The 25,281-nt window shown below is 42.1% G+C and carries 23 protein-coding genes; 13 read left to right on the forward strand and 10 right to left on the reverse strand.

Annotated elements, in window-relative coordinates; all coding sequences use genetic code 11:
* Positions 1-88: 88 nt before the first annotated feature.
* From ruvB to CDG61_RS06345, 3 genes are all read right to left on the reverse strand, one after another.
* Positions 89-1,093 (reverse strand): Holliday junction branch migration DNA helicase RuvB, encoded by a 1,005-nt coding sequence (gene ruvB, locus CDG61_RS06335; protein ID WP_087511700.1) that lies wholly within the window; start codon positions 1,091-1,093, stop codon positions 89-91.
* Between the two features lie 325 nt (positions 1,094-1,418).
* On the reverse strand, positions 1,419-2,018 hold the full coding sequence (gene ruvA, locus CDG61_RS06340) for a Holliday junction branch migration protein RuvA (RefSeq protein WP_087511249.1): 600 nt from the start codon (positions 2,016-2,018) through the stop codon (positions 1,419-1,421).
* A gap of 138 nt (positions 2,019-2,156) precedes the next feature.
* Entirely contained in the window at positions 2,157-3,497 is a 1,341-nt protein-coding gene (locus CDG61_RS06345; RefSeq protein WP_087550809.1) for a deoxyguanosinetriphosphate triphosphohydrolase, read from the reverse strand.
* Between the two features lie 406 nt (positions 3,498-3,903).
* Here CDG61_RS06345 and CDG61_RS06350 point away from each other — a divergent pair, with 406 nt between their 5' ends.
* The 7 genes from CDG61_RS06350 (at position 3,904) to CDG61_RS17730 (ending at position 14,837) form a co-directional block, all read left to right on the forward strand.
* Positions 3,904-5,049, forward strand: coding sequence for an iron-containing alcohol dehydrogenase (locus CDG61_RS06350; RefSeq protein WP_087550810.1), 1,146 nt, complete (start codon positions 3,904-3,906; stop codon positions 5,047-5,049).
* A 12-nt stretch (positions 5,050-5,061) separates the two neighbouring features.
* Positions 5,062-6,474 carry a sigma-54 interaction domain-containing protein gene (locus tag CDG61_RS06355; protein WP_087511255.1) on the forward strand — a complete coding sequence of 471 codons (1,413 nt, stop codon included), beginning with the start codon at positions 5,062-5,064 and terminating at the stop codon, positions 6,472-6,474.
* A 48-nt stretch (positions 6,475-6,522) separates the two neighbouring features.
* The gene (locus CDG61_RS06360; RefSeq protein ID WP_087550811.1) at positions 6,523-7,980 is read left to right on the forward strand and encodes an NAD-dependent succinate-semialdehyde dehydrogenase; all 1,458 of its coding nucleotides are present in this window, start codon (positions 6,523-6,525) and stop codon (positions 7,978-7,980) included.
* Positions 7,981-8,057: 77 nt separating this feature from the next.
* The gene (locus CDG61_RS06365; RefSeq protein ID WP_087550812.1) at positions 8,058-9,428 is read left to right on the forward strand and encodes an MFS transporter; all 1,371 of its coding nucleotides are present in this window, start codon (positions 8,058-8,060) and stop codon (positions 9,426-9,428) included.
* Positions 9,429-9,776: 348 nt separating this feature from the next.
* The gene (purL, locus tag CDG61_RS06370; protein WP_087550813.1) at positions 9,777-13,613 is read left to right on the forward strand and encodes a phosphoribosylformylglycinamidine synthase; all 3,837 of its coding nucleotides are present in this window, start codon (positions 9,777-9,779) and stop codon (positions 13,611-13,613) included.
* A gap of 64 nt (positions 13,614-13,677) precedes the next feature.
* Positions 13,678-13,929, forward strand: a complete 252-nt coding sequence (locus CDG61_RS06375) for a hypothetical protein (RefSeq protein WP_087550814.1) — start codon at positions 13,678-13,680, stop codon at positions 13,927-13,929.
* Between the two features lie 782 nt (positions 13,930-14,711).
* Positions 14,712-14,837, forward strand: coding sequence for a KGW motif small protein (locus tag CDG61_RS17730; protein WP_265936250.1), 126 nt, complete (start codon positions 14,712-14,714; stop codon positions 14,835-14,837).
* 79 nt (positions 14,838-14,916) lie between these two features.
* On the opposite strand, the gene CDG61_RS06380 is transcribed toward CDG61_RS17730, so the two are convergent.
* Positions 14,917-16,659: an FAD-dependent monooxygenase gene (locus CDG61_RS06380; protein ID WP_087550815.1), complete on the reverse strand. Its 1,743-nt coding sequence runs from the start codon at positions 16,657-16,659 to the stop codon at positions 14,917-14,919.
* Between the two features lie 166 nt (positions 16,660-16,825).
* Here CDG61_RS06380 and CDG61_RS06385 point away from each other — a divergent pair, with 166 nt between their 5' ends.
* Together CDG61_RS06385 and CDG61_RS06390 are read left to right on the forward strand one after the other, a co-directional pair.
* On the forward strand, positions 16,826-17,725 hold the full coding sequence (locus CDG61_RS06385; RefSeq protein ID WP_087550816.1) for a LysR substrate-binding domain-containing protein: 900 nt from the start codon (positions 16,826-16,828) through the stop codon (positions 17,723-17,725).
* Positions 17,718-18,035 carry an NGG1p interacting factor NIF3 gene (locus CDG61_RS06390; protein ID WP_087550817.1) on the forward strand — a complete coding sequence of 106 codons (318 nt, stop codon included), beginning with the start codon at positions 17,718-17,720 and terminating at the stop codon, positions 18,033-18,035. The genes CDG61_RS06385 and CDG61_RS06390 overlap by 8 nt, the downstream gene beginning before the upstream one ends.
* A 194-nt stretch (positions 18,036-18,229) precedes the next feature.
* On the opposite strand, the gene CDG61_RS06395 is transcribed toward CDG61_RS06390, so the two are convergent.
* Together CDG61_RS06395 and CDG61_RS06400 are read right to left on the reverse strand one after the other, a co-directional pair.
* Positions 18,230-18,991, reverse strand: coding sequence for a nitroreductase family protein (locus CDG61_RS06395; RefSeq protein ID WP_087550818.1), 762 nt, complete (start codon positions 18,989-18,991; stop codon positions 18,230-18,232).
* Between the two features lie 102 nt (positions 18,992-19,093).
* Positions 19,094-19,894, reverse strand: coding sequence for an enoyl-CoA hydratase-related protein (locus CDG61_RS06400; protein ID WP_087511271.1), 801 nt, complete (start codon positions 19,892-19,894; stop codon positions 19,094-19,096).
* A 99-nt stretch (positions 19,895-19,993) separates the two neighbouring features.
* On the opposite strand from CDG61_RS06400, the gene CDG61_RS06405 reads away from it, so the two are divergent.
* From CDG61_RS06405 to CDG61_RS06415, 3 genes are all read left to right on the forward strand, one after another.
* Positions 19,994-20,560, forward strand: a complete 567-nt coding sequence (locus CDG61_RS06405) for a nicotinate-nicotinamide nucleotide adenylyltransferase (protein ID WP_087511273.1) — start codon at positions 19,994-19,996, stop codon at positions 20,558-20,560.
* Positions 20,561-20,668: 108 nt separating this feature from the next.
* Complete coding sequence (locus CDG61_RS06410; RefSeq protein WP_087550819.1) at positions 20,669-21,067, forward strand: nuclear transport factor 2 family protein; 399 nt, start codon at positions 20,669-20,671, stop codon at positions 21,065-21,067.
* Between the two features lie 49 nt (positions 21,068-21,116).
* Positions 21,117-21,698, forward strand: a complete 582-nt coding sequence (locus CDG61_RS06415; protein WP_087550820.1) for a YceI family protein — start codon at positions 21,117-21,119, stop codon at positions 21,696-21,698.
* An 87-nt stretch (positions 21,699-21,785) separates the two neighbouring features.
* On the opposite strand, the gene CDG61_RS06420 is transcribed toward CDG61_RS06415, so the two are convergent.
* The gene (locus CDG61_RS06420; protein WP_087550876.1) at positions 21,786-22,679 is read right to left on the reverse strand and encodes a LysR family transcriptional regulator ArgP; all 894 of its coding nucleotides are present in this window, start codon (positions 22,677-22,679) and stop codon (positions 21,786-21,788) included.
* A 111-nt stretch (positions 22,680-22,790) separates the two neighbouring features.
* On the opposite strand from CDG61_RS06420, the gene CDG61_RS06425 reads away from it, so the two are divergent.
* Positions 22,791-23,396 (forward strand): LysE/ArgO family amino acid transporter, encoded by a 606-nt coding sequence (locus tag CDG61_RS06425; protein WP_416240707.1) that lies wholly within the window; start codon positions 22,791-22,793, stop codon positions 23,394-23,396.
* Between the two features lie 93 nt (positions 23,397-23,489).
* On the opposite strand, the gene CDG61_RS06430 is transcribed toward CDG61_RS06425, so the two are convergent.
* From CDG61_RS06430 to queC, 3 genes are all read right to left on the reverse strand, one after another.
* A complete protein-coding gene (locus CDG61_RS06430; protein WP_087550822.1) occupies positions 23,490-23,951 on the reverse strand; it encodes a peroxiredoxin in 462 nt (153 codons plus the stop codon).
* Between the two features lie 217 nt (positions 23,952-24,168).
* Entirely contained in the window at positions 24,169-24,588 is a 420-nt protein-coding gene (locus tag CDG61_RS06435; protein WP_087550823.1) for a hypothetical protein, read from the reverse strand.
* 13 nt (positions 24,589-24,601) lie between these two features.
* Positions 24,602-25,273, reverse strand: a complete 672-nt coding sequence (queC, locus tag CDG61_RS06440) for a 7-cyano-7-deazaguanine synthase QueC (RefSeq protein WP_087511281.1) — start codon at positions 25,271-25,273, stop codon at positions 24,602-24,604.
* Between the last annotated feature and the right edge of the window lie 8 nt (positions 25,274-25,281).

Raw genomic sequence — 25,281 nt, forward strand, 5'->3', positions numbered from 1 at the left:
GGTTTTTCAGACTTTAAGATAGATCATACAGATGTAAAAAGAGCATGGAATTTTATATTCCATGCTCTTTTTTTTGAGTGTTCCTGTTTCAGGCTTTAGGTTCGGGTGGAGTCATACCAAACTGTAAATAGGCTTGATTGGTTGCAATACGTCCACGGGCAGTCCGCATGGCATAACCCTGCTGGATCAGATAAGGCTCAATCACATCTTCCAGTGTACCTGAATCTTCTGCCATTGCAGCAGCTAAAGCCTCTACGCCCGCAGGACCACCATCAAAGCGTTCAAGTAACATACTCAGATAACGGCGGTCTAAAGTATCGAGTCCGTCTTTATCAACATTGAGCATATCCAGCGCACGCTGAGCCATTTCCTGGGTGACTTCACCAGTCCCTTTGACCTGAGCATAGTCACGTACACGACGTAATAAACGGTTGGCAATACGCGGTGTCCCACGGGCACGACGGGCAATTTCCAAAGCACCATCCGGTGTGGTTGGAACATCCATGAGTGACGCTGAACGCGCTACGATATGCGTCAGGTCTTCAACTGAATAAAACTCAAGACGCTGTACAATCCCAAAACGGTCACGTAAAGGTGAAGTCAGCAGACCAGCACGTGTGGTCGCTGCAACCAGTGTAAATGGTGGTAAATCCAGCTTGATGGAGCGAGCAGCAGGACCTTCACCGATCATAATATCCAGCTGGTAATCTTCCATAGCAGGATAGAGAATTTCTTCAATTACCGGTGAAAGACGATGAATTTCATCAATGAACAGTACATCGCCTTCCTCAAGGTTGGTCAGCATAGCTGCCAGATCGCCTGCACGTTCAAGTACTGGACCTGAAGTGGATTTGAGATTTCCACCCATTTCACGGGCAATAATATTGGCGAGTGTGGTTTTACCTAAACCTGGTGGTCCAAAGATAAGAGTATGATCCAGTGCTTCAGCACGACCACGGGCTGCACCAATGAAGATTTCCATCTGTTCACGGACGACCGGCTGACCGATATAGTCATCGAGTGAGGTAGGACGGATGGCACGATCAAAGTGATCTTCGGGTTTTTCAGAACCACTGATTAAACGGTCTTGCATAGCGTTTATAAATCTAATTTCCGAAATTGTTTTGATAATAATGCCATTATGAATTTTGATAATGGTCATTACTGAGGAGTCTTATCGATAAAGTTTAAATTTTAGGTTAAACCTGCGGCTCGCCTTACCTTGCGAAATATATTTCTCATTCGCCAAAAGTAAGAAAAAACATTGTCATCCGCAAAACTCGTCAACTACCGAACTGTTTCAAATATATCGCAGAAACATGTTATTTCAAAACTTGCGCCTTTACTGGCTCATGCCTCAGACAGTTGCAGATGACTTTTACGCGTATCAAATATTTACTGGAACTTCATAATTAAAACTATTTATTCATTGATTTAAGTGCTGCACGGATAATATCACTGGCTTCAGTAAAATCACCTTTGGCAGCATTGACCAGTTTCTGAGCTTCCAAAGGTTTGTAACCTAATGACTGTAGTGCTGCTTCAGCTTCAGCAACCGCAGAGTTCCCAGTAAACTGGATCTGTGATGCAGTTGAAGTAGATGATGTTCCCGCAGAAAATGCCTTAAAACGATCACGCAGTTCAATCATCAGGCGTTCAGCAGTTTTTGCACCGACACCCGGAACTTTGACCAATGTTTTAACATCACCATTTTCAACAGTATGAATCAGCATTTCCACGCTTAAAGTGGAAAGAATACCTAAAGCCATTTTAGGACCGACACCGTTCACTTTGAGTAAGGTACGGAAAATGATTTTTTCCTGCTGATTTAAGAAACCGTACAGAAGCTGAGCATCTTCACGAACGGCTAAATGCGTCCATAGCGTGATTTTCTGACCTTTTTGCAGCTGGCAGAAGGTTGAAAGCGGGGTGTCAATTTCATAGCCCACGCCATTTACATTTAAAAGTACAGTCGGTGCTTCCAAAGCTAAGACTTCACCAATCAGACATCCGATCATTATGTATATTCACTTCTATGCAGTTAGTTCTTTATGCTTTGATTTCGCATGGATACAAAGCAGGGTCTTTATATGTTCAAATGGGTTGAGAGTATAACGAAGCCTGAAAAATTACCAATCATTCAGGACTTGATCGTTTTAAAAAAATCCAGCTTTATTGCCCTGTAACTCCTGAGCAAGCTGATACGCCTGATGATCTGAAAATTTACTGACAATATCCAGAACCTGCATAATATTGTCATAGTGATCATGGCTGAATCGTGCGCCAAAACGCTCCAGTATGGATAACAGACGCCCATCTTTGAAGCTCAGGGTTTTATGGGGTGTGGTCAGTGGAATGAAGGCATCCAGAATATGTTGGAGGCTTTGATGCGCAATAATTTCCAGACCAGACTTTTGCGGATGTTCAAATATTTTTTCACGCGCCAGGTTTTTTGCACGGTTGATACCATTTTCAATATCTTCGGAGCAGTACTGAAGTAAAGAGCCTTTGAGCTGACCGGATAAAATCTGAAAATGCTGTCTGGCAAATGCTGTGGTTACCTCATCCACCAGGCGTTTCATTACACGACCACGCAGGGCTGCAATTTTTTGCTGCCAGGTGGTGTAAGGCATATTGAGTTCAGCAGGAACACCAAAATCGCCCAGCAGATCAAGGAATATCGGTTCCACTTCCTCATAGGACAGCATGTTTAGAATAATGCCATCTTCAAGGTCAATCAGCGCATAACAGATGTCATCAGCCGCTTCGAGCAGATAGGTCAGTGGATGGCGACACCAGTGGAAGTCCCCCAGCTGTATCAGCCCCAGCTGCTGGGCAATCTGTTCAAGAATGTCTTTTTCAGCCTGGTAACAGCCAAATTTGGCGCGTTTGCTTGCAGGGGTATTACCCTGAGATTCAATGGTTCTGGATAACCATGGGTACTTTAAGTAAGCCCCTAAGGTTGCGTAAGTCAGACGCATACCACCATCATTGGGATGGTAATCAATCTTAGTCAGCAGTCTTAATCCCTGGGCATTGCCTTCAAACTGACGGACATCAGCCTGTTGTTCAGAGCTTAAGTCTTTCAGAAAATCGGTATGTGAAGCATCATCAAACCATTCACGGATCGCATATTCACCTGCATGTCCAAAAGGTGGATTGCCAATATCATGTGCCAGACAGGCTGCCTGAATGATTGCCCCAACATCAGCAGGGGAAATCCATACGGGTAATTCATCCTGAATTTTTTCGGCAGCAAGCATCCCCAGTGATCGCCCAATACAGGACACTTCAAGGGAATGGGTTAAACGTGTGTGAATACCGTCATGTTGCGTCAGAGGGTGAACCTGAGTTTTACGGTTCAGTTGCCGGAAACTTTGTGAAAATATAATGCGGTCATAATCTTTGTGAAATGGGCTGCGTGCCTGTTCTGTACTTTGTTTTTTACTGCCTAAACGAACTGTGGACAGCAGTTCTAACCAACGCATCTGAGTCATTTATCGTTATTCACTGAATGTTTCTGTTACTGCTTTGCATCATGCCAAATTTCACTGTAAAGCACCAGTGCAGTGCGACATCAGTTGTCATGTCTTTTCTTTATTTTTAGTCATATGTGGATGCTGTCGGGCGACATTCAGGCTTTCCAGGGATGTTTTTCAGTGTGATTCAGCAGATGTGCTGACTCCTGGGGGACTGATGATGAATTTCTTCATCATTCTGTTTGAATATCATCATTACTTTTAAGGTGGTAAATAAAATAAATGAATAAAAACAGCTGGTTATTTTTATGCTAATGGTTGGCATGCATTTTGATATATGAAAGGTCAGAGACTGATTAAAAAAGATGGACAGGAAATCCATCAGCGGTCTTGAAGATTTTTGAATATGTGAAGGGAGTACAGCATGCCAAATTTATCTATTTTTAAAAGTGCCGGAAGACTGGTGACAGGACGGGATGCGCTGGACAGTCTACAGAGTGCGCTTGAAAAAATGAATGCAAAACGTGCATTTATTATTACTGATCAGGGTGTTATGAACTCTGGAACGATCAACAGAGTACTGGAAAAGCTGAATATTCCTTTTGATATTTATGATCAGGTCAATCCAGAACCTGAGCTGGAACAGGTTGAACGCTGTATTGAGCTGTTTCATCAGCAGAAAAATGATGTGCTGATCGCCGTGGGCGGTGGCAGTGCAATGGATGTTGCAAAATGTACTGCTTCACTTTCTGACAAGCCTGGGACGGTCAGGGATTATATTGGTCTGGACACCATCAGTTCACGCAATATTCCTTTGATTGCAATTCCAACCACATCAGGTACAGGTTCAGAAGTGACCAATGTGGCAATCCTTTCAGATACCGCAAAACAGACGAAAGAAGGCTTTGTTTCTGAAGCATTGCTGCCGGATATTGCGATTGTTTCTCCTTATATGTCTTTAACCTGTCCTGCATCTGTGACGGCTGCAAGTGGTGTCGATGCTCTGGTACACGCAGTTGAGTCCTATATTTCACTGAACCGATCAGAAATTACTGATGGTCTGGCATTGAAAGCCATTCAGCTGATCTGTGAGTTTTTGCCGCAGGCTTATACCAACCCTGAAGACCTGACAGCCCGGGAAAAAATGGCAACGGCAAGTCTGATAGCAGGGCTGGCTTTTGGTAATGGTGGTGTAGGCGCAGTACATGCGCTGGCTTATCCACTGGGCGGGAAATATAAAATGTCCCATGGGGTCAGTAATGCATTAATGCTGCCTTATGTCATGAAATGGAATGCACAGGGATGTGAAGAACGGTTTACTGATATCGCGGTTGCAATGCGGCTGGAAGTTTCAGCAGATCATGCAGAAAACGTTCAGAAAGTAGTTGCTTATTTGCATGATTTTTGTCGTAATTTAAATATCCCTTCAGGTCTGAAAACTCTAAATATTCCTTTTGAAGATATTCCATATCTGGCAGAAGAAGCCATCAATGTTAAAAGGCTTTTAAAGAATAATCCCCGAGTTTTGAGTCTTTCAGATATTGAGGAAATTTACCGCGAAGCATATTAAAAGGAACTTTATATGCAACAACTTTCAACTGATTCTGTGCAGGAATTAGGGCAAAAACTGATTCGTTTCTGTAAGTCTGATGATGCCTTTGTTTCTGAACCGGTGAACTCGATTCTGGAAGCTATTCAGGATGGTCTGTACATCACGGATAAAAATGCAATCACGGTTACTGTGAACAAAGCATATGAGCGGATTACAGGTCTGGACAGGAAGCTGCTGATCGGACGCAGTATGGATGAAATTGTGACCCAGGGGTATCTGACCAACTCGATCAGTGCGGATGTTCTGAGAAAAAAGGAAGTGGTCACCACTGTCCAGACCATCAATCAGAATCAGAAAATACTGGTGACAGGAAGTCCGCTTTTTGATGAACAGGGAAATGTCAGTTATATCATCAGCAGTGTGCGGGATGTAACCGAACTTGTTGCTGCAAAACATGCTCAGGAACAGCTGGAAAATCTTTATAAAACCAAGTCTCAGCATAAAGTGCAGTGCAGTGACACCGATTTTATTATTTCCCGACAGTCGCAGGCTGTCTTTGACCAGGCAACGCATATTGCTCAGTTTGACTGCAAAGTACTGATTCAGGGCGAAACAGGAACAGGGAAAAGTAAACTGGCTCGCTACATACACAGTTGCAGTCCTCGGGCTTCTGAAGTGTTTATGGAGCTGAACTGTTCCGGTATTCCTGAAAATTTACTTGAAATAGAACTTTTTGGTTATGTCGCAGGTGCATTTACAGGAGCATCTGCCAAAGGCAAAAAAGGTCTGCTTGAAATTGCACACAAAGGTACACTTTTTCTGGATGAAATAGGTGATCTGCCGTTGCCATTGCAGGTCAAAATTTTAAAGGTTATTGAAGAACAAAGGTTTATACCGGTCGGTGCGACTGAATATAAAACTATTGATATCCGGGTTATTTCAGCTACGCATAAACATCTGAAAACTCAGATTTCCAAAGGTGAGTTCAGGGAAGATCTGTATTACCGCTTAAATGTGGTGGAGCTGGAGCTTGCACCTTTAAGAGAAAGACGGACAGAAATTATTCCACTCATACAGTTTTATAAAAATCACGTTAATCAGAAATATGGGCTGAATACGGAGATTGAACTTGAAGTACTGGAGTTTCTTTCCTGCTGGAACTGGCCTGGCAACATCAGAGAGCTGATTAACCTGGTGGAACGGCTGCTCGTATCCAGTACAGACCGGATGATTACACTGAATCATCTGCCGAAAGAATTTACTGAATTTGGATTAAAAAAAGCAGTATCCACATCCTTGAAAGATCGCATGGTTGCCTATGAAAAGAGCCTGATTATTGAAGCAATGAGTAAGTTTTCTTCAATGCGCCAGGCAGCAATGGCACTTGGGGTGGATCAGTCCACCCTGGTGAAAAAAATAGCCCGTTATAAGCATGAACCCTAAGCATCACTGAGCAGAAAAACAGGGAAATACAGTTTCAGGAGTAAGAAAATGGATGTTACGGCGTTATCGGTATTTGAAAACCGCTGTCTGATTAATGGTCAATGGATTGAAACAGGGGGAACAGCTTCTGGGCAGCGAATAGATGTTACAAACCCTGCCACAGGTGAGTTACTCAGTTCTGTGCCGGTACTGTCTGAAGCTCAGATTCATGAGAGTGTTCAGACGGCACAGGCAGCTCAGGTGTTGTGGAAAAAATATTCGCCACAGCAGCGTGCAGATGTTCTGAAGAAATGGTTCAACCTGATGCATGAGCATAAGGAAGAACTGGCGACTTTACTGACTCTTGAGCAGGGCAAGCCTTTAAAAGAGTCCAGAGGAGAGATAACTTACGCTGCCAGTTATCTGGAATGGTATGCAGAAGAAGGCAAGCGAGCGTATGGGGACATTATTCCTTCTGCGGACAGCTCAGAAGTCCTTGTTTTTAAAGAGCCAATCGGGGTCTGTGCTGCAATTACACCGTGGAATTTCCCTGCGGGCATGATTACCCGCAAGGTCGCGCCTGCACTGGCTGCGGGCTGCACCATGATTTTAAAACCAGCATCTGAAACACCTTTAACCGCACTGGCTCTGGCAAAACTGGCTACTGAAGCAGGGGTGCCTGCAGGTGTTCTGAATGTGGTAACAGGTTCTTCGACATTGATTGGAAAAATCCTGACTGAAAGTCCTGTGGTTAAAAAGCTGAGTTTTACAGGTTCTACACCGATTGGCGCAAAACTGATGGAACAGTCTGCACCGACCATTAAAAAACTGTCACTTGAACTGGGTGGAAATGCACCGGTACTTGTTTTTAATGACTGCAATCTTGAGCAGGCAGTTCAGCAGGTGCTGGACTGTAAATTCAGAAATGCAGGTCAGACCTGTGTCTGTGCCAACCGTATTTATGTACAAAGCGGAATTTATGATGAATTTCTGGAAAAACTGGCACTGAAAGTTTCACAGTTAAAAGTGGGTAATGGACTGGATGAATCAACAACAGTTGGACCCCTGATTAATGCCAAAGCCACACTGAAAGTTCAGGAGCAGATTGATGATGCACTGGCAAAAGGAGCAGAGCTGGTTACTGGTACAGCTGTGCAGCAACCCGGGAACTGGTGTGTGCCGACTGTGCTGAAAAATGTCAGTCAGGACATGCTGTGTGCAAAAGAAGAAACTTTTGGACCTTTGGCACCGGTTTTTGTATTTGAAACCGAAGATGAAGCCGCGCAGTACGCAAATGATACTGAGTTTGGACTGGCTTCTTATGTCTTTACCCAGGATCTGAACCGTTTCATTCGGGTTTCAAGAGCACTGGAATACGGTATGGTCGGTGTAAATACAGGCATTTTATCCAATGAAGCTGCACCATTTGGTGGTGTTAAGGCATCAGGACTGGGACGTGAGGGAGCGAAATACGGTCTGGAAGACTATCTGGAAATTAAATATGTGTGTGTAGGGAATATCACATAAAAATCAACAGTTTTAGCTGAAAACGGTTCTAAAAATTTCAGCTGCTGTTTTATGGAAATGAAGAAGGGAAAAATAAAATGGAATTGACAACAGATAAGTCTGCTGCACTGGAAAGTGCAGCAAAGGATAAAGCATCCATTCGGAAAGTGGTTGGCGCTTCAATGGCAGGCACAGTAGCTGAATGGTATGAATTTTTTATTTACGGGATTGCAAGTACGCTTGTATTTTCCAAACTTTTTTTCCCATCCAGCGGGGTTGGGGTTTCAGTATTTGACGGGATTATTGCTGCGTTTGCAACCTATGCGGTGGGCTTTCTCGCACGACCAATCGGTGGTCTGGTCTTTGGTCATTTTGGTGATAAATACGGTCGTAAAAAACTTCTGCAGATCAGTCTGATTCTGGTTGGGGCTTCAACGTTTCTGATCGGCTGTATACCAGGTTATGCCTCGATTGGTTATATGGCACCCGTACTGCTGGTCATTTTAAGATTTATACAGGGCTTTGCTGTCGGGGGGGAATGGGGTGGTGCAATGCTGCTGGTCAGTGAGCACAGCGATGAAAAGCGTCGTGGTTTTTACTCCAGCTTCTTACAGGCAGCTGCGCCTGCGGGAAGTGTTGCAGCCAGTCTGGTACTGCTGACACTCTCTATGACACTTCCAGAAGAATCATTTCTGGCTTGGGGCTGGCGGGTTGCTTTCTGGCTTTCAGCAGTCATTATTATCATTGGCTATTATATCCGTAAGAATGTAGAAGAATCGGACGTCTTTAAGGCTTCACTTGAAAAGCAGGAAGCGACCCGAAAATCTTCAGCTGGTCTCAAGGAAGTTCTGAAATATTATCCAAAACAGGCAATCTGCGGCATGCTGATGCGTGTAGGTGAAAACTCGGCTTATTATATTATTGTGGTTTTCTCGATCACCTATCTGTCGGTTCAGCATCATATTGGTTATACCACCATGCTTTTGCTGCTCCTGTGTGCCAATACCTTCCACTTTTTTGCCATGATTTTTGGTGGTCATCTGTCTGATAAGTTTGGTCGTAAAAATATCATGATGTTTGGTTATGTCGGTATTTTACTGTGGATGCCATTCTATTTTCATGGACTGGATCAGGGAAGTTTTGCGGTCACTCTGTTTGCCATGTGTGTCGGTTTATTTTTCCAGGGCGTGACGTATTCAGGACAGGGCGCAGTACTGGCGGAAATTTTCCCGACCCGCATGCGTTATTCAGGTGTTTCGTTCTGCTATCAGGTTGCAGGCATTCTGGCAGGTTCAATTGCACCAATGATTGCTACAATGCTGTGGAAAGAGTTTGGCAGTACTTTACCGGTCATTATTTATATTCTGAGTATCAGTGTGATGTCGATGATTGCTATTTTCCTGCTGAAAGAATCCAAGCATAAATCACTGAAAGAAATTGATCTCGAAGACCGTAAAAATATAGCGTAGTACTGAAATTCTTAATCTGATTTTTAATAGGGCAGGACTGAATCATCCAGCAGATGTTTCAGTCCTGCTTTTTATGCAGTAGATCATATTTCATAAAGACGGTTTTATTCAGATATGTAACGTGGGTGTTCCTGAATTATCTGGATACAAACAGCCTGAGCCTTTCTATTGCTGTAGATTCAAAACTTTTATCTGAAAACAAAGCAGTTCTTTGAACTATTATACGATTAGCTTGCAGATTCGTGATTTTCCATCTAGCTGATTTGAGTAATACACAGTAGAATATGCGCTCTCTTCAAGTCACATTGCGGTAGGTTGTCTAGACCTGCCCGTGGAGCCAAAAACAGCATGTTTATCGTTGCCGGTGCACCTGCACACTCTTCTTTTAAGCAAACACAACTATTAGCACGCCTTGCGTCAATCAGTTCTGTTCAATCAATAGAAAGCCAATGGGTTTACCTTTTCGACCAAGCGCTCAACGAGCAACAACAGCAATCTGCTTTACAGCTTTTAAACGATGGCGCATCGTTTGAAGTTCGTCAGGCTGCAAGTGATGAAGTCCAGATTTTAGTGACACCTCGTGTCGGTACAATTTCGCCGTGGTCATCTAAGGCAACTGATATTTTTGCCAACTGTAATACACCTGTACACCGCCTAGAACGCGGTGTTTTGTTTACTTTAAAGGGTATTTCTGACGTATCTGATGAAGTTAAACAGGTTTTACATGACCGTATGACGGAAAGTGTTTTCAATCAGATTGATGATGCTGCGGCATTATTCTCTGAAACTGCACCAAAACCTTTAAATTCAATTGATATTTTAGGTCAAGGTAAAGATGCATTAGTCAAAGCAAACTCTGAGTTTGGTTTTGCACTGTCTGATGAAGAAATTGACTATTTAGTTGCGGCATTCAATAAACTGGGTCGTAACCCACATGACATCGAACTGATGATGTTTGCTCAGGCAAACTCTGAACATTGTCGTCATAAAATCTTTGGTTCTGAATGGACAATTGATGGCGAAGTTCAGCCATTGTCATTGTTCCAGATGATTAAGAATACCTACAAAGAATCTCCAACAGACGTATTGTCAGCATATAAAGACAACGCATCTGTGATCGTGGGCTTTGATACTCAACGTTTCTATCCGAAAAAAGACGAAGCGACAGGTCACCACGTTTATAAATACAAGAGTCAAGCCGCTCACATTCTGATGAAAGTGGAAACCCATAACCATCCAACAGCGATTGCACCATTTGCAGGTGCTGCGACAGGTTCAGGCGGTGAAATCCGTGATGAAGGCGCAACAGGTCGTGGTGGTAAACCAAAAGCAGGTTTAACAGGTTTTACAGTTTCAAACCTGAACATTCCTGGTTTTGAACAGCCTTGGGAAGACAACTATGGCAAACCATCACGTATGGCTTCACCTTTACAGATCATGATTGATGGTCCTTTAGGTGGCGCTGCATTTAACAACGAATTTGGTCGCCCTGCATTAAACGGTTACTTCCGTACATTTGAACAGAATGTAAATGGTGATGTGAAAGGTTTCCATAAACCAATCATGATCGCAGGTGGTTACGGCAACATCCGTCCTGACCATGTCGAAAAAGATGCAATTCAACCAGGCGACTTACTGATTGTCCTTGGTGGTCCTGCAATGCTCATCGGTTTAGGTGGTGGCGCAGCGTCTTCTGTAGACAGCGGTAAACTCGGTGAAAACCTTGATTTTGCTTCAGTTCAACGTGAAAACCCAGAAATGGAGCGTCGTTGCCAGGAAGTGATTGATGCCTGCTGGCGCATGGAAGACTTCAACCCAATCGTATCTGTACATGATGTGGGTGCGGGTGGTATTTCCAATGCAATGCCTGAACTTGTTAATGATCACGAGTTAGGCGCAATCCTTGATCTTCGTAAGATTCCATCCTTAGAGCCTGGTATGTCTCCAATGGAAATCTGGTCAAACGAAGCACAGGAACGTTATGTCCTTGCGATCAAACCAGAATCTTTAGAATTATTTGAATCCATCTGTGCGCGTGAACGTTGCCCATTTGCCGTTCTTGGTGAAGCAACTGAAGCACGTCAGTTGACTGTAAACGATCCATTGTTTGATAACAAAGCGGTGGATATGCCAATGCAAGTGATGCTTGGCGGTACTCCACGTATGAGCCGTTCATACGAAACTGTTGAACGTAAAGGTGATGATTTTACTGCTGTACAAGTGACTGATTTAAAAGATGCGATTTTCCGTGTCTTAAAAAATCCTACAGTTGCATCTAAATCATTCCTGATCACCATCGGTGACCGTTCAATCACAGGTATGGTTGCACGTGATCAGATGGTGGGTCGTTGGCAGGTTCCAGTGGCGGATGCTGCTGTAACAACCACAAGCTTACAAGGCTATACAGGTGAAGCAATGGCAATGGGTGAACGTCCACCTGTGGCATTGTTGAATCCTGCGGCTTCTGCTCGTTTATCAGTTGCTGAATCTATTTCAAACATCATGTGTGCCAACATCGAACAGATCAGCGACATTAAACTGTCTGCAAACTGGATGGCGGCTGCGGGTCAGAAAGGTGAAGATCAGGCATTATTCGAGGGTGTAAAAGCCATTGGTATGGAAATGTGTCCTGCATTAGGCATCGCAATTCCAGTTGGTAAAGACTCATTGTCAATGCGTACCACTTGGAATGACGAAGGTGAAGACAAATCTGTAACTTCACCAATGTCTGGCGTGATTACTGCATTTGCACCTGTTTTAGATGTACGTAAAACATTGACACCTGAACTGAAGAATGAAGATTCAGTACTGGTTCGCATTGATTTGTCTAAAGGTCAGTTCCGTCTAGGTGGTTCGATCCTTGCACAGGTTTATAAGGCAATCGGTTCAGTGACACCTGACGTAGACAGCTTTGATGATTTCAAAGCATTCTTTGCACTGGTTCAGGACTGGAACAACCGTGGCTTGATCAAAGCGTATCATGACATTGGTGATGGTGGTTTACTCGCAACTGTTGCTGAAATGATGTTTGCTTCACGCTTAGGTGTAGCACTTGAAAATCAATCGACTGAAAGCTTATTTGCAGAAGAAATTGGTGCAGTATTACAGATTTCTAAAGCAGACTGGGCAACTCTGGCAGACGAAGTTGCTGCTTCAAGCTTGAAAGATGCGATTGCTGTTGTTGGTACAGTGAATGATTCAGACACGTTATCTGTGAATGGTTTAGTGCTTGAACGTGCTGAATTACAACAGGCCTGGACTGAAGTTTCACATCAGATCCAGCGCTTACGTGATAACGTTGAAACCGCTGATTCTGAATATTCATTGATTGCTGATAAAAACCATAAAGGTATTATTGCATTACCAACATTCGATTTGAATGAGCCAGTAGAAGCGCCATACATCAATGAACGCCGTCCAAACATGATGATTTTACGTGAACAAGGCGTAAACGGTCATGTGGAAATGGCTGCGGCATTTGATAAAGTTGGCTTTAACACTGTCGATGTTCACATGAGCGATTTACTTTCAGGTCGTATTGATTTAGACGATTTTGAAGGTTTAGTGGCGTGTGGTGGTTTCTCTTACGGTGACGTACTGGGCGCAGGTGGTGGTTGGGCTAAATCTGTACTGTTCAATCCAAAACTGCGTGATCAGTTTGAAAAATTCTTTAACCGTGACAATACCTTCTCTGTCGGTATCTGTAATGGATGTCAGATGCTTGCACAGCTTGCTCCACTGATTCCAGGTGCAGACAACTGGCCTCGTTTCCGTCGTAATACGTCTGAAATGTTTGAAGCGCGTGTTGTGAACGTCAAAGTTGAAAAATCTCCATCTATTCTTTTAGAAGGTATGGAAGGTTCAATTTTACCAATCGCCGTGGCACATGGTGAAGGTCGTGCAGATACGACTGCTGAAAACTTTGCATCGTTGAATGCAGGTAATCAGGTGATCTTACGTTATGTAGACAGTCAGGGTAATGCAACTCAACAGTATCCATTAAACCCGAATGGTTCTCCTGAAGCGATTTCTGGTGTGACGTCAAAAGATGGTCGTGCAACGATTATGATGCCGCATCCTGAGCGTAACTTCCGTGCGATTCAGCATTCGTGGAAACCTGAAGAATGGACTGAAGATGGTGCATGGTTACGTATGTTCCGTAATGCACGTAAGTTTATTGGTTGATATTTTTAAATATCAATTGATTTGAAGAAGCTCCGAAAGGGGCTTTTTTTTTTAAAGGAATAAAATGCAAACTACAATTTTTACTAAGATGTTTATAAGTTTACTTATAGTATTATTTTGTATAGGGTTTAAAATTGATAATCCAAATTTAGAAATAAAAAAATATCTTGATTTATTAGGATCTTTTTCTTTTTTAATTATGATAGCTAGTTTAAGGATGTCATTAATTGGATTCTATCAAGGAAGCAACTTTTTTTTAAATCATCTAACTCCCAATAAAATTTTAGATGAAAGATATAATAAGTTGATTAAATGAAATATTAAATTATTTTTATTTTCTCAAGTTCCTTTATTGGAATCTAAGTATCAGAAATATTGCACTAATGATCGTGAAATTTTCATTTTTTTTAAATTATATGAAAATCAAGAATGAGCGATGTGATGAATATAATAAAAGAAAATTATTTTTGGCATTTTATTCTATAAATATCTGTATAGAAATGGCGATTTGGGGAATAATATTTCTAATGATTAAATACTCTATTGAAATTTTTTGAGTTGATAGGTGGGGTATTTTTTTGATTTTTAGATAAAATTAAAATGATATCAATTAATTAAGTTGTAAATCTCATAAGCAATTATTTAATGCTTTATCTATTAATTGTTATAAAAATATTTGAGAATGATAATGAAATTTAAAATCCAATTTCGTGAATTTGCATTGCTTATGTCGATCGTATTATTTTCCATAGATGCTGTTCTGCTTGCATTGGATGAAGATATTACACCTTGAACGTAACCTTCAGTGCGATTCAGCATTCTTGGAAACCTGAAGAATGGACAGAAGATGGTGCATGGTACGTATGTTTCGTAATGCACGTAAATTTATTGGTTGATATTTTTAAATATCAATTGATTTGAAGAAGCCTCGAAAGTGGCTTTTTTCTTTGCATGCACGTTTAAAATTGAGTGGAAAATAATCTTTAGTTACATTTCAAAACTTGGTTTATTTTTTGCTTCATTTAAATTGTTCAGATAAGGATAGATTTTTTGCTCCATATCTTATCAATTCAGTGAAGAATAAATGAGGGTGCTAAAATGATAAAAACAGTCAATTATCAAAGTATAGATCGAGTCGCGTTACGCCAAAAGGGTTGGTTGTGGTTTGGGACAGTGATGAGCTTACAAGTCTTTATTATTTTAATCGCTTATTTGTTTGCATAGATTTGCTGTATGGATTAGCAAAAAGACAGTTGGATTTTGTACTTTAATAAAAAAACCACCCGAAGGTGGTTTAAATTGATCAAACAGATAATTGAATCTGCCCCAATACAGACTTCAATGTATTTTCATAGTCAAAAGCATCATTTGTACTGTCCTGATAACGCCATGCGACATAGCCATCAGGGCGCACCAGTACTGCACCTGATTCATGAATTTCAGATATTGCATTCCATGTGCCATAAACATCACGGTAGTCACGTGAGCCAATCTGAATGACATCCATATAAGGTAGGTCCAAAGCTTCAACAGCTTTTTTCCAGCCTTTGCCTGACAGTCCTGTGATTAAGGTAAAACGTCCTTTACCACTGACATCCAGGGTTGAAAGTTTCTGACCTTTTGCATTAATCAGCCAGGTATGCGGTACTTTTGCACCTGGACGTGTGGTTGCCTGTAAGTACAGTTGTTGGTCTTTTTCAAACACTTCAGGTTCAGATTCAACAATCACTGCATTTGAAGCATAACGCTGATTCAGTTCTACACCCTGAGCATTAAACTCAAAGTTTTTAATTTCCAGTGCCTGATACAGTCTCTGACGGATTTCAGCACCTTGTTCATTTTCAGCGAAGATACGTTCCAGCATTTGCTTCTGCGTGGTCACACCCTGGTCAAAGCCAAAAACTTCTTTGAGATGTTTATAATCAAAGCGTGACTGGTTGGCACGCGCTACAATCTGTTTGCCGACAGGAGCACGCTCCAGTGTATAAGAGTCAAGCAGAGCAGGTTCAGCCCAGCCTTTCACTGCGTAGGCGAGTTTCCAGCCCAGGTTAAAGGCATCCTGCATACAGGTGTTTGAACCTAAACCGCTGGAGGGTGGATGACGGTGTACTGCATCGCCACCACAGAATACACGACCTTTGGAGTATTCGGTTGCCCAGGTCTGGTTGACGTACCAGTATGACAGTTTCTGGATCTCAACATCTTCAACTTCAGTGCCTACGAAAGTATTGAGACGGGCACGAACCTGCGCCTCTGTGACTTGTGGTTCACCCTTGGATATGTCAAAACCCCAACCCATAATCCACTCATTCCATGGCGTTATGGTACGCAGCAAGCCCATTCCCAGGTCACCAAAACGTGCTTCAGGATTGACAATCCATTGCAGAATAGCAGGGCGATGCTGAACGTATCTGGATAGATCGGCTTTAAAAGTCACATAAACTGTACCTGCACGGGACATTACGCCTTCAAGTGGTAAATCAAGCTGTTCAAGAACACGTGACTTAGCCCCATCCATACCCACTAAATATCTGGCACGTAAGCTGAATTCGGTATTGGTGATATGATTTAAAAAGGTTGCAGTAACGCCATCTTCATCCTGAACATGAGATAAATATTCAGTGTTGAAGTTATAGATTGCGCCTCGTTCACCCGCATTTTTAACCAGTAATGCTTCCATTTTGGGCTGGATTAAATCCACCAGTGGACAAGGACTGCCCTTAATATAATCCCCGTGACGTTCATCTCCAGTACCCCAGGCACTTAAACGGGCAATTTCTTCACCAACCAGACTGGTGGTTACCAGACTTTCCCCCATCTGTTCCCAGGGAGTGGCAATTTCCTTAACCTGTTCTTCAATGCCTAAATCACGTAATACTTCCATGGCACGCTGGTTGGTAATATGCGCACGTGGGCTGTTGGCTAACCAGTTAAACTGAGTAAAAAGCTGAACTTTCACTCCATAATTTGCCAGTGCTAAGCCCAGGGTTGAGCCCGCAGGTCCCGTACCAATGACTAATACATCGGTATCATATGCTTGTGTCATACTTAAATCCGTCTTTTAAAAATCCAGTACAGTCTTTGACTGGTGCAGCACGTGAGTCTATGCAAGCACTTCGGGTTATGAAATGCGTATTGGTTTTAAGTCTGGGTGTATATAAATTTCCTCTGCATACGTTTGATGATGAGGGAAATAATGAATAGGTTGTGCGATGGAACTGCGTCATTTACGTTACTTTTTAACGGTTGCTGAAGAGCAAAGCTTCACCAGAGCCGCAGAAAAATTGTTTACGGCTCAGCCATCTCTGAGTCAGCAGATTAAAGACATCGAGCAGGAGGTGGGTGTCGCACTGTTTGAACGTTCAGCACGGAAAGTTATATTGACGGATGAAGGGCATGCTTTTCTCATACATGCAAAACAGGCTCTGGAGAGCAGTAAACTGGCTGTGGCAGCTGCCCGGCAAGTAGCACAGCAAAAGAATAATCAGATTCATATTGGTTTTTTAAATGTCGCAGAAATTAAACTGATGCCTGGTATTCTGGCACAGCTGAAAACAACCATTCCCGATTTAAAAATTCATCTACACAGTCTGACCTGTTCAGAGCAAATCCAGGGACTGAAAAATGCGGAACTGGATTTAAGCTTTACCCGTTATGAGTTGCGGCATCCTGATTATGAAAATATTCACTTAATGAGTGAACAGATTTATCTGGTCGCTTTGGACAGTTTGCATCCAGCAGACCGTCCATTGAAACTTCAGGAACTGAAAAATCATACCTTGATCATGTGTGAGCAAAATGCTTCACCGGTTTTTTATGAAAAACTGAATACCATTATTCCATTCGATCAGCAAAGCCATGATCGAATGTTGTGGGTGACCAATGTGATGCAGCATTTAAACCTGATTAATATGGGAATGGGCTTTAGTTTTGTACCTGAATATTTATTAAAATTTTTAAATCCACAGGTTAAAATTATTCAGACAGATACAGTTTTACCTGAGCTTGGCTTATATGCAGGTTACGCTAAAAATGCCAGAAATACCGCGCTGAATCTGATCATAAAAGCCTTAAAACAGGATCATGCTGTTACAGAGGGTAAATATGCTTAAACTCATTTACTACGTTCCGGAATCTCACCTTGAACCCACCAAACTTGCGATATTTGCAGCGGGTGCAGGTGGAATCGGTAATTATGAACACTGTGCCTGGCAGGTTTTAGGTACAGGGCAGTTTAAACCTGTAAAAGGAGCCAATCCGTTTATAGGTGAACTGGATACTTTGGAGAGTGTTCCTGAATGGCGGGTGGAAACAATTGTCCCTGAAAATAAAGCAGGTGATGTGGCAAGGGCTCTAAAGGCGAGCCATCCTTATGAGGAACCTGCTTTTGAGTTTATTCAAACAGTGGATGTTGTATATTAAAGTGCTTCTGAACGAAAAAATATAAGTGGATACGCGTAGGGAGACATGGATGTCTCCCGTTAGCTGGAGGTTCAGGGATGAACCTTCCAGCTAACAAAGGATTTTGGTTACTTTGATCCTTCAAAGTAACGTATGCCTATACGGTAAAATCTGTAGTAAAGGATACAGCTTGAGGCAGTGCAGGCTAAAGTAAATCAAACCTTCTGAATAAATAAATCACGGTCAAAACGATACTGCGGAAAGAACACACCATCAGCTGCACGTTCACCAGCTCCAATCACCATCACAGGATATTGCTGATCATTCAGATTTAAAATCTTTTGGACCAGTGGTTCATCAAAACCTTCCATCATACAGCTGTCAAAACCGTAAGCACGTAAAGCTAAAACAAGGTTTTCACAGGCAAGTGCTGTGGTTTTGCTTGCCCATAATTTAGCATCAGCCTGATTAAAAGCAGTCACAGGCAATTGTTTATCGAGTGTACGTGCAACTTTGAAAGCTACTTTCTTAAAGTTACCAAGTGAGTTGAAGTAACCTGTTTTATAGTTATATGGAATAAACCTGTAATACTTCTGCACTGCAGCAGGAGCTTCAGGAAATGGAAATTCTGAAATATTACGTTTTGCCATTTCATCAACACGATCGGTACGTGCTACACAGACAATCAGTTCAGCCGCAGTTTTCGCAGCCAGCTGTCCTAAACACGCTTTTACCAACAGCTTCTTTTTAGCAGGGTTTTGTACTACATAAAATGTCCATGGCTGTAAGTTGGATGAATTGGGTGCGAGCAGGGCAAGGTCCAGACATTCATCCAGGATTTCAGCAGGAATTGCTTTGTCAGTAAATTTTCGTACAGAGCGGCGGCTTTGAATGACTTTTTTGAAATTTTCAACATCTATGTCTGTCGGTGCAGCTTCAAAATAGCGTTTCTTTTCGGTTTTAGCTTGTTCAGTCATGGTTTATATATTCACGAAAGGATTTGAAGTTTTAATGGGGATCAAACATGAAAAAACCACTTAACAGGTACTGCGAAGTGGTTTTTATCTCAATGAACAGAATCAGTTGAACTGAGCAAAATCAGGTTTGCGTTTTTGCATAAATGCAGCAACGGCTTCCGCCATTTCAGGTGACTTGACACGCTGCATGAAAATGACAGCTTCATCATCAACACACTGAATGATTTCTTCCAGATTATGTTTCATCATTTTTTTGGTCTGTACCAGAGATGCCAGTGGCAGTGCAGCCAGAGTCTGAGCCTGACGCAGTGCATGACCATAGACGTCATCTTCAATGCTGTTGATCAGACCTGCTGCCAGTGCTTTTTCACTGTTGAACTTCTGAGCCGTCAGTAACAGTTCAGCTGCTTTATGATAGCCTGCCTGCTGAATCAGCAGTTTACTGGAAGCACCTTCTGGTGACAGCCCTAAGCTGACAAACGGAATCTGGAACAGTGCGGTTGAGTCACTGTAAACAAGATCTGCATGAAGAAGAATCGTCACCCCAATGCCAATAGCAACACCACGGATCGCACAGATGAGTGGCTTGGACAGTCGTGCAGCAGATTTCAACAGTACAAAAGGAGGACCATCACCTTCTTTGCCCACTAAAGGCTGGGAGATGAATGCCATAAAATCTTTCATGTCATTGCCGGCACTGAAGTCTGCATCTGCACCACGTAAAATGACGACACGGACATCACGATCCTGATCGGCTTCATCAAGTGCTTTAGCAATCCATAAGTATAATTCACCATACAGAGCATTTTTAGCTTCTGGACGGTTAATGGCGAGTGTAAGAATGCCATTTTCAAGATTTGCGTTTAAATGTTGATGTGGTTGTTGAATACAACTGAGTGTCATCGTACTATCCTTGCTTCAATCTTAATTAGATTTTATGACCTCATTATGTCGCATATTTTATAACGTGGCACAACTGGTGAGTTCATAAAAAATGAATCCATGAACTATACATTTGATTATCTTGTTTATATTGGACGCTTCCAGCCTTTTCACCTGGCGCATATGCAGACCATCAACATTGCATTGCAACAGGGGCAGCATATTATTCTGGCACTGGGTTCCGCTCAGGATGAACGTAATGTCAAAAATCCATTTTCGGCATCTGAACGGGAACAGATGATTCTCTCAAATTTTTCTGAAGATATGCAGAAACGTATTCATTTTGTTCATGTGATTGATGTCTATAACGATGTGAAATGGGTCAGACAGGTTAAATCGCTGATTGCAGAGGTGGTTCAACCCTCTGATCGGGTAGGATTGATTGGACATTTTAAAGATGATTCATCTTATTATCTTGCGCTGTTTCCAGAATGGCCTTTGGTTGAACTGGACAGTCTGAAAGGCTCAATTTCAGCGACACCCTTACGCGAAGCGTATTATCGCGGTGAAATCATGCGGGCAGAATTTCCGCAGGGAACGATCAGTTTTTTGGAGCAATTTCAGAAAACTGAGACTTATCTTGAACTTAAAAATAAGTTTATGAGCGGTGATGCTTCAAATTTATAAAGACTCAAATAGCGGTCAGTAAAAATTGCATCTGTATCATCAGAATTAACAGAACGGGTTGTTAAAATCATTCATGATGTGTGGATTACATGCCGTGAGTAAAATGATATGAACAACAGCATTACAGAGATCCAGCAGTTGATACAGCATTATTTTGATGGTCTGTATCGTTGTGATGTTGCATTGCTCAGTCAGATTTTTCATCCCGATGCACGCTATGTCACGGCGACTGAAACACCTCCTTTGATGCTGTCTGTTCCAGAATATTTTAAAATTGTTGAACAGAGAACCTCTCCTGAGTCTTTAGGGCAGGAGAGACAGGATCAAATCACCTCCATTCAGATTTTAAGTGAAACCACAGCTGTGGTAACGCTTGAATGTGTGATTGCACCCAGATATTTTTATGATGTGCTGACATTGATTTATACAGATCAGCAATGGTGGATTATTTCCAAAGTGTTTCATTACAAAATATTCAATGAACAGATACAGACTCATTTTCAGTAGGCAATTAAGGTATTTTATTGATTTTCATTCATGAAGAAATGAATTGCTTATGCGGAAGATTCAGTTTTTGAAGAAAAATATTTTATTGAACAGTGCTGTAACTCTGATAGCACTGAGCCTGCTAACATCAGCAAATGCCGGAACTTATACACTGGCTCAAAACAGTCATGTTGGCTTTCACATTGAATCCATGGGTGTCAGTATTGTGAAAGCTCAGTTCACCAAAGTTCAGTCATCATTAAATTTTGATGTGAAAGTGCCACAGAATGCTTCAACCTCTTTTATCATGGATGTAAACAGTCTGAGTGTGAATAAACCGTCTCTGAAAAATATGATTATGGGACAGGATCTGTTTTATGCTGCGAAATACAAAACCGCCAGTTTTAAAAGTACTGCATTTCAACCTCTCGGTGGTCATCATTACAACATTCAGGGTTATCTGACTTTAAGGGGAGTTACCCGGCCAGTTACTTTTACTGCAACCATTAAACCTGCTGTGGCAGATGCCAGTGTGATGGATTTTAAATCTTCCACCACGATTAAGCGCAGTGATTTCGGTATGAAAAAATCAGTAGGTGGTGTGGGTGAAAAAGTCAGTATTGATGTTTCAGGACAGTGGAAAGCCCAGTAATTTTCAATGAAAAACCTGAAAATGGCGACTGAATCTGTTCGCCTTTTTCTGTCTACAGGTTTTGACCGATCTGATGGAAATAAACCATCAGCCATTTAAGAAATACCTGGCTTGCGTGGTCAGTAACTGAGTCAGGCTTTGCAATGGTGCAGACTGCTGTTTCCAGTGATGCCAGTATAAAGGCAGATCAATGCAAAGTTCAGGGGCAATTTCCAGTAATGTTTTATCCTGAAAATAGGGTTTTGCCTGGTGGAAAGGCAACCAACCATAACCCAGTCCCATTGTAACTGCATCAACAAAAGCAGTGGATGACGGTACAAAAAAATGTGGGTATTGCGATGAATGCAATCCAAACTCGCGCTGTATGTATTCGGTATGCATTTGATCTTTTGCATTGAAAATAACGGCTGGAGCATCGCGGAGAGTTTCCCTGTGTACGCCGTGGCTAAACCATTGCTGTGCAAATTCAGGTGTACAGCAAAAATGATAATGCATGGTACCCAGCGGACTCGCGACACAGCCCTTCATGGCACTGGCTTCCGCACTGACGCAGGCATTGACCAGACCCGCTTCCAGCAGGTGATGGGTTTCAGACTGATCATCCACATGAAAATGCAATGTGATCTTTTCCTGGATAAGTGTCTGCTTCAGCAGAGGGAGTAACCAGGTGGCCAGTGAATCTGCATTACTGGCAATTTTCAGCTGATAAAAAGCAGAGTCTGAAGACTTTCCCTGTAACTGCTGAGTCAGGTGCTGCTCCATCAGTTGTATCTGTTGCAGATGCTGCAACAGTTCCTGCCCGGCAGCAGTCACACGGCAGGGACGATCCCGTACGATCAGCACCTGTCCCAGCTGTTTTTCCAGATTCTGGATACGTAAAGTCACCGCGGAAGCTGTGATATGCAGTTTATCTGCCGCCTGCTCAAAACTGCCACACTCTGCAAGTGCCAGAAAGGCTTCACTTTGCCTGCTTTGTAATATAGACATGACGGGTTTTTAAACTAAGAAAAATTTAGTTTAACTGATATTTATTTAAAAATATTTAATATGATGAAAATTTACGGATAATGGCTGCATTGTAAAATTGATGAAATAACCATGTTAAATGCAGTGACTCAAGGCTTTTTGGTGGGGCTCAGCCTGATTGTAGCGATAGGGGCACAGAATGCTTTTGTACTCAAACAGGGGCTGAAAAAGCAGCATATTTTCTGGATCTGTCTGGTCTGTGCGCTGTCAGACTCATTACTGATTTTATCTGGGGTTATGGGTTTTGCTCAGATCATGATTCAGTATCCTGCGGTTGTGCAGATCAGTAAATTTGCAGGTGCTTTATTTCTGATCGTATATGGTGCACAGCATTTTTATCATTCGTTTAAGCATAGTGCTGTGATGCAGGAAAGCAGCATTCAGAAGCAGCATTTAAGTGAGCTGTTGCTGATCTGTCTGGCTTTAACCTGGCTGAATCCACATGTCTATCTGGATACAGTTGTTTTAATTGGCACAGTGTCCACTCAGTTTGCAGGGCAGGAGATGGCTTTTGCAACAGGAGCAATCACGGCTTCCTGGTTGTTCTTTTTCAGTCTGGGTTATGCTGCCAGATGGTTGCAACCTGTATTTACACATCCAGAAGCATGGAAAATACTGGATTTTCTGATAGGTGTTGTGATGTGGTCAATCGCAGTTTCACTGCTTATATAAAGTCAGTACCTGTATGAAAGGATTGGTGCATCTGTTGAACAGATACAAAAAAGCGAAAGATGATATCTTTCGCTTTTTTCAGAACTGTAGAGCTTATGCGTTTTGCAGAGCTTTTAGATCTTCCAGTACTGCTTCAGCATGACCTGCTGCTTTAACTTTACGGTACTCTTTCACCAGCTGACCTTGATGGAAAATGAAAGTTGAGCGTTCGATGCCCATGACTTTTTTGCCATACATATTTTTTTCTTTAATCACATCAAAGTGCTTACACAGAATTTCTTCTTTATCACTGATCAGATCAATGTTCAGGTTCTGCTTTTCAGTGAAGTTCTGATGAGCTTTGACAGAGTCACGTGATACACCATAAATATGGCAGTTCAGTGCTTCAAACTGATCTTTCAGACATGAAAAACCAACTGCCTGAGTGGTACAGCCAGGGGTATTATCCTTAGGGTAAAAATAAATAATCAACCATTCGGCAGCTGATGTTGCCAGATTGATTTCTCCATTTGTTGTTGGAAAAATTTGATCTGGAAGTTGAATGCTGTCAGACATATAAATAATCCTTCATGTTCATTTTGACGATGAATGAATGCTAAAAGTATTTTTCAGAACCAAGAATATCATCTTTATATGAAAAATGGCTTTGAAGTGGCATTGTTCATACATTATGTATTTCGAGTTTATTCAGGTTTAAACGGATAGGCAGTGAATACCATGTGCTGGAGCATAAAAAAGCCCGCATTCTGCAGGCTTTTTTATATCTGAACACTTAGTTTTTCGCTTGTGCAGCCTGAGCAGCTTTCATTGCTTCTTCAGTCAGATTTTTCAGTTTACCTGTTAACTGAGGACCAAAGCATGCCTGTAAATCTTTATTCTGTTTCTGTACAAAAGCTAAAGTTGCAGGGCTTTTCTTCTGATTGATTGTGCTTTGAATTTCCCATTTCTGAGCATTGGTCAGACGGCCATCCGCTTCAACAGCACATGAACAGTATTTACTGATTTCAGCAGCAGAAAGTTTTTTGCCTTTAGCTGTTTCATCTTTACAAACATTAATCAGCGCTGCTTTTACATTGGAGCTTTTATAAGCTTCCTGCAGTTTATTGGATTCTGCTGCATGAGTCGCAGTTGCAAACAGAGCGACAGTTGAAAAACAAGCAGACATAATAATGTTTGATTTTAAAATATTCATAAAAACTACCTTATTAATTCGGTATGTAACGAGTCGGGTCAGCAACATCTGCATCAGCAAAACCTTGCTTACGTAAACGACAGCTGTCGCATTTACCACAGGCTCGCCCCTGGTCATCTGCCTGATAGCAGGACACTGTATTGGCATAGTCTACGCCATGTTCCATACCTAAGCGAATGATATTTGCTTTGGATAAATGTAACAGAGGTGTTTCAAATTTAAGAGGTTTTCCTTCAACACCGACTTTGGTTGCGAGGCGTGCCATGTTGGCAAAAGCGTCAATAAATTCTGGACGGCAGTCCGGGTAACCCGAATAGTCCACAGCATTAATACCAATAACAATTGCTTGTGCATCAAATACTTCAGCTGCTGCCAGGGCATAAGATAAAAAGATGGTGTTGCGGGCTGGAACATAAGTGACAGGAATACCTTCCTGCTCGTGATCAGGTACTTCAATGTTATGGTCTGTTAACGCAGAGCCACCCAGGTTACCTAAATCTATATTAATGACACGATGTTCTACACCAGCCTGTTTTGTCAGTGCACGTGCAGCATCCAGTTCAGTTGTTGAACGCTGACCGTACATGAAACTCAGAGCAATACATTCGTAACGAGCCTGCGCCCATGCCAGACAGGTGGTTGAGTCAAGGCCGCCAGATAATAAAACGATGGCACGTGGGCGCATACTGAAAT

Source organism: Acinetobacter sp. WCHAc010052 (assembly GCF_002165295.2).
In the GTDB taxonomy this organism is placed as follows: domain Bacteria; phylum Pseudomonadota; class Gammaproteobacteria; order Pseudomonadales; family Moraxellaceae; genus Acinetobacter; species Acinetobacter chinensis.

Excerpts from the sequence above, each read along its gene's own strand:
- CDG61_RS06385 (WP_087550816.1), top strand. The coding sequence starts at position 16,826 with ATGGAACTGCGTCATTTACGTTACTTTTTAACGGTTGCTGAAGAGCAA.
- CDG61_RS06400 (WP_087511271.1), bottom strand. The coding sequence starts at position 19,894 with ATGACACTCAGTTGTATTCAACAACCACATCAACATTTAAACGCAAAT.
- CDG61_RS06365 (WP_087550812.1), top strand. The coding sequence starts at position 8,058 with ATGGAATTGACAACAGATAAGTCTGCTGCACTGGAAAGTGCAGCAAAG.
- CDG61_RS06345 (WP_087550809.1), bottom strand. The coding sequence starts at position 3,497 with ATGACTCAGATGCGTTGGTTAGAACTGCTGTCCACAGTTCGTTTAGGC.
- CDG61_RS06380 (WP_087550815.1), bottom strand. The coding sequence starts at position 16,659 with ATGACACAAGCATATGATACCGATGTATTAGTCATTGGTACGGGACCT.
- CDG61_RS06430 (WP_087550822.1), bottom strand. The coding sequence starts at position 23,951 with ATGTCTGACAGCATTCAACTTCCAGATCAAATTTTTCCAACAACAAAT.
- CDG61_RS06360 (WP_087550811.1), top strand. The coding sequence starts at position 6,523 with ATGGATGTTACGGCGTTATCGGTATTTGAAAACCGCTGTCTGATTAAT.
- CDG61_RS06390 (WP_087550817.1), top strand. The coding sequence starts at position 17,718 with ATGCTTAAACTCATTTACTACGTTCCGGAATCTCACCTTGAACCCACC.
- CDG61_RS06415 (WP_087550820.1), top strand. The coding sequence starts at position 21,117 with ATGCGGAAGATTCAGTTTTTGAAGAAAAATATTTTATTGAACAGTGCT.
- ruvB (WP_087511700.1), bottom strand. The coding sequence starts at position 1,093 with ATGCAAGACCGTTTAATCAGTGGTTCTGAAAAACCCGAAGATCACTTT.
- CDG61_RS06410 (WP_087550819.1), top strand. The coding sequence starts at position 20,669 with ATGAACAACAGCATTACAGAGATCCAGCAGTTGATACAGCATTATTTT.
- CDG61_RS06395 (WP_087550818.1), bottom strand. The coding sequence starts at position 18,991 with ATGACTGAACAAGCTAAAACCGAAAAGAAACGCTATTTTGAAGCTGCA.
- CDG61_RS17730 (WP_265936250.1), top strand. The coding sequence starts at position 14,712 with ATGATAAAAACAGTCAATTATCAAAGTATAGATCGAGTCGCGTTACGC.
- ruvA (WP_087511249.1), bottom strand. The coding sequence starts at position 2,018 with ATGATCGGATGTCTGATTGGTGAAGTCTTAGCTTTGGAAGCACCGACT.
- CDG61_RS06375 (WP_087550814.1), top strand. The coding sequence starts at position 13,678 with ATGCAAACTACAATTTTTACTAAGATGTTTATAAGTTTACTTATAGTA.
- CDG61_RS06405 (WP_087511273.1), top strand. The coding sequence starts at position 19,994 with ATGAACTATACATTTGATTATCTTGTTTATATTGGACGCTTCCAGCCT.
- queC (WP_087511281.1), bottom strand. The coding sequence starts at position 25,273 with ATGCGCCCACGTGCCATCGTTTTATTATCTGGCGGCCTTGACTCAACC.
- purL (WP_087550813.1), top strand. The coding sequence starts at position 9,777 with ATGTTTATCGTTGCCGGTGCACCTGCACACTCTTCTTTTAAGCAAACA.
- CDG61_RS06435 (WP_087550823.1), bottom strand. The coding sequence starts at position 24,588 with ATGAATATTTTAAAATCAAACATTATTATGTCTGCTTGTTTTTCAACT.
- CDG61_RS06350 (WP_087550810.1), top strand. The coding sequence starts at position 3,904 with ATGCCAAATTTATCTATTTTTAAAAGTGCCGGAAGACTGGTGACAGGA.
- CDG61_RS06355 (WP_087511255.1), top strand. The coding sequence starts at position 5,062 with ATGCAACAACTTTCAACTGATTCTGTGCAGGAATTAGGGCAAAAACTG.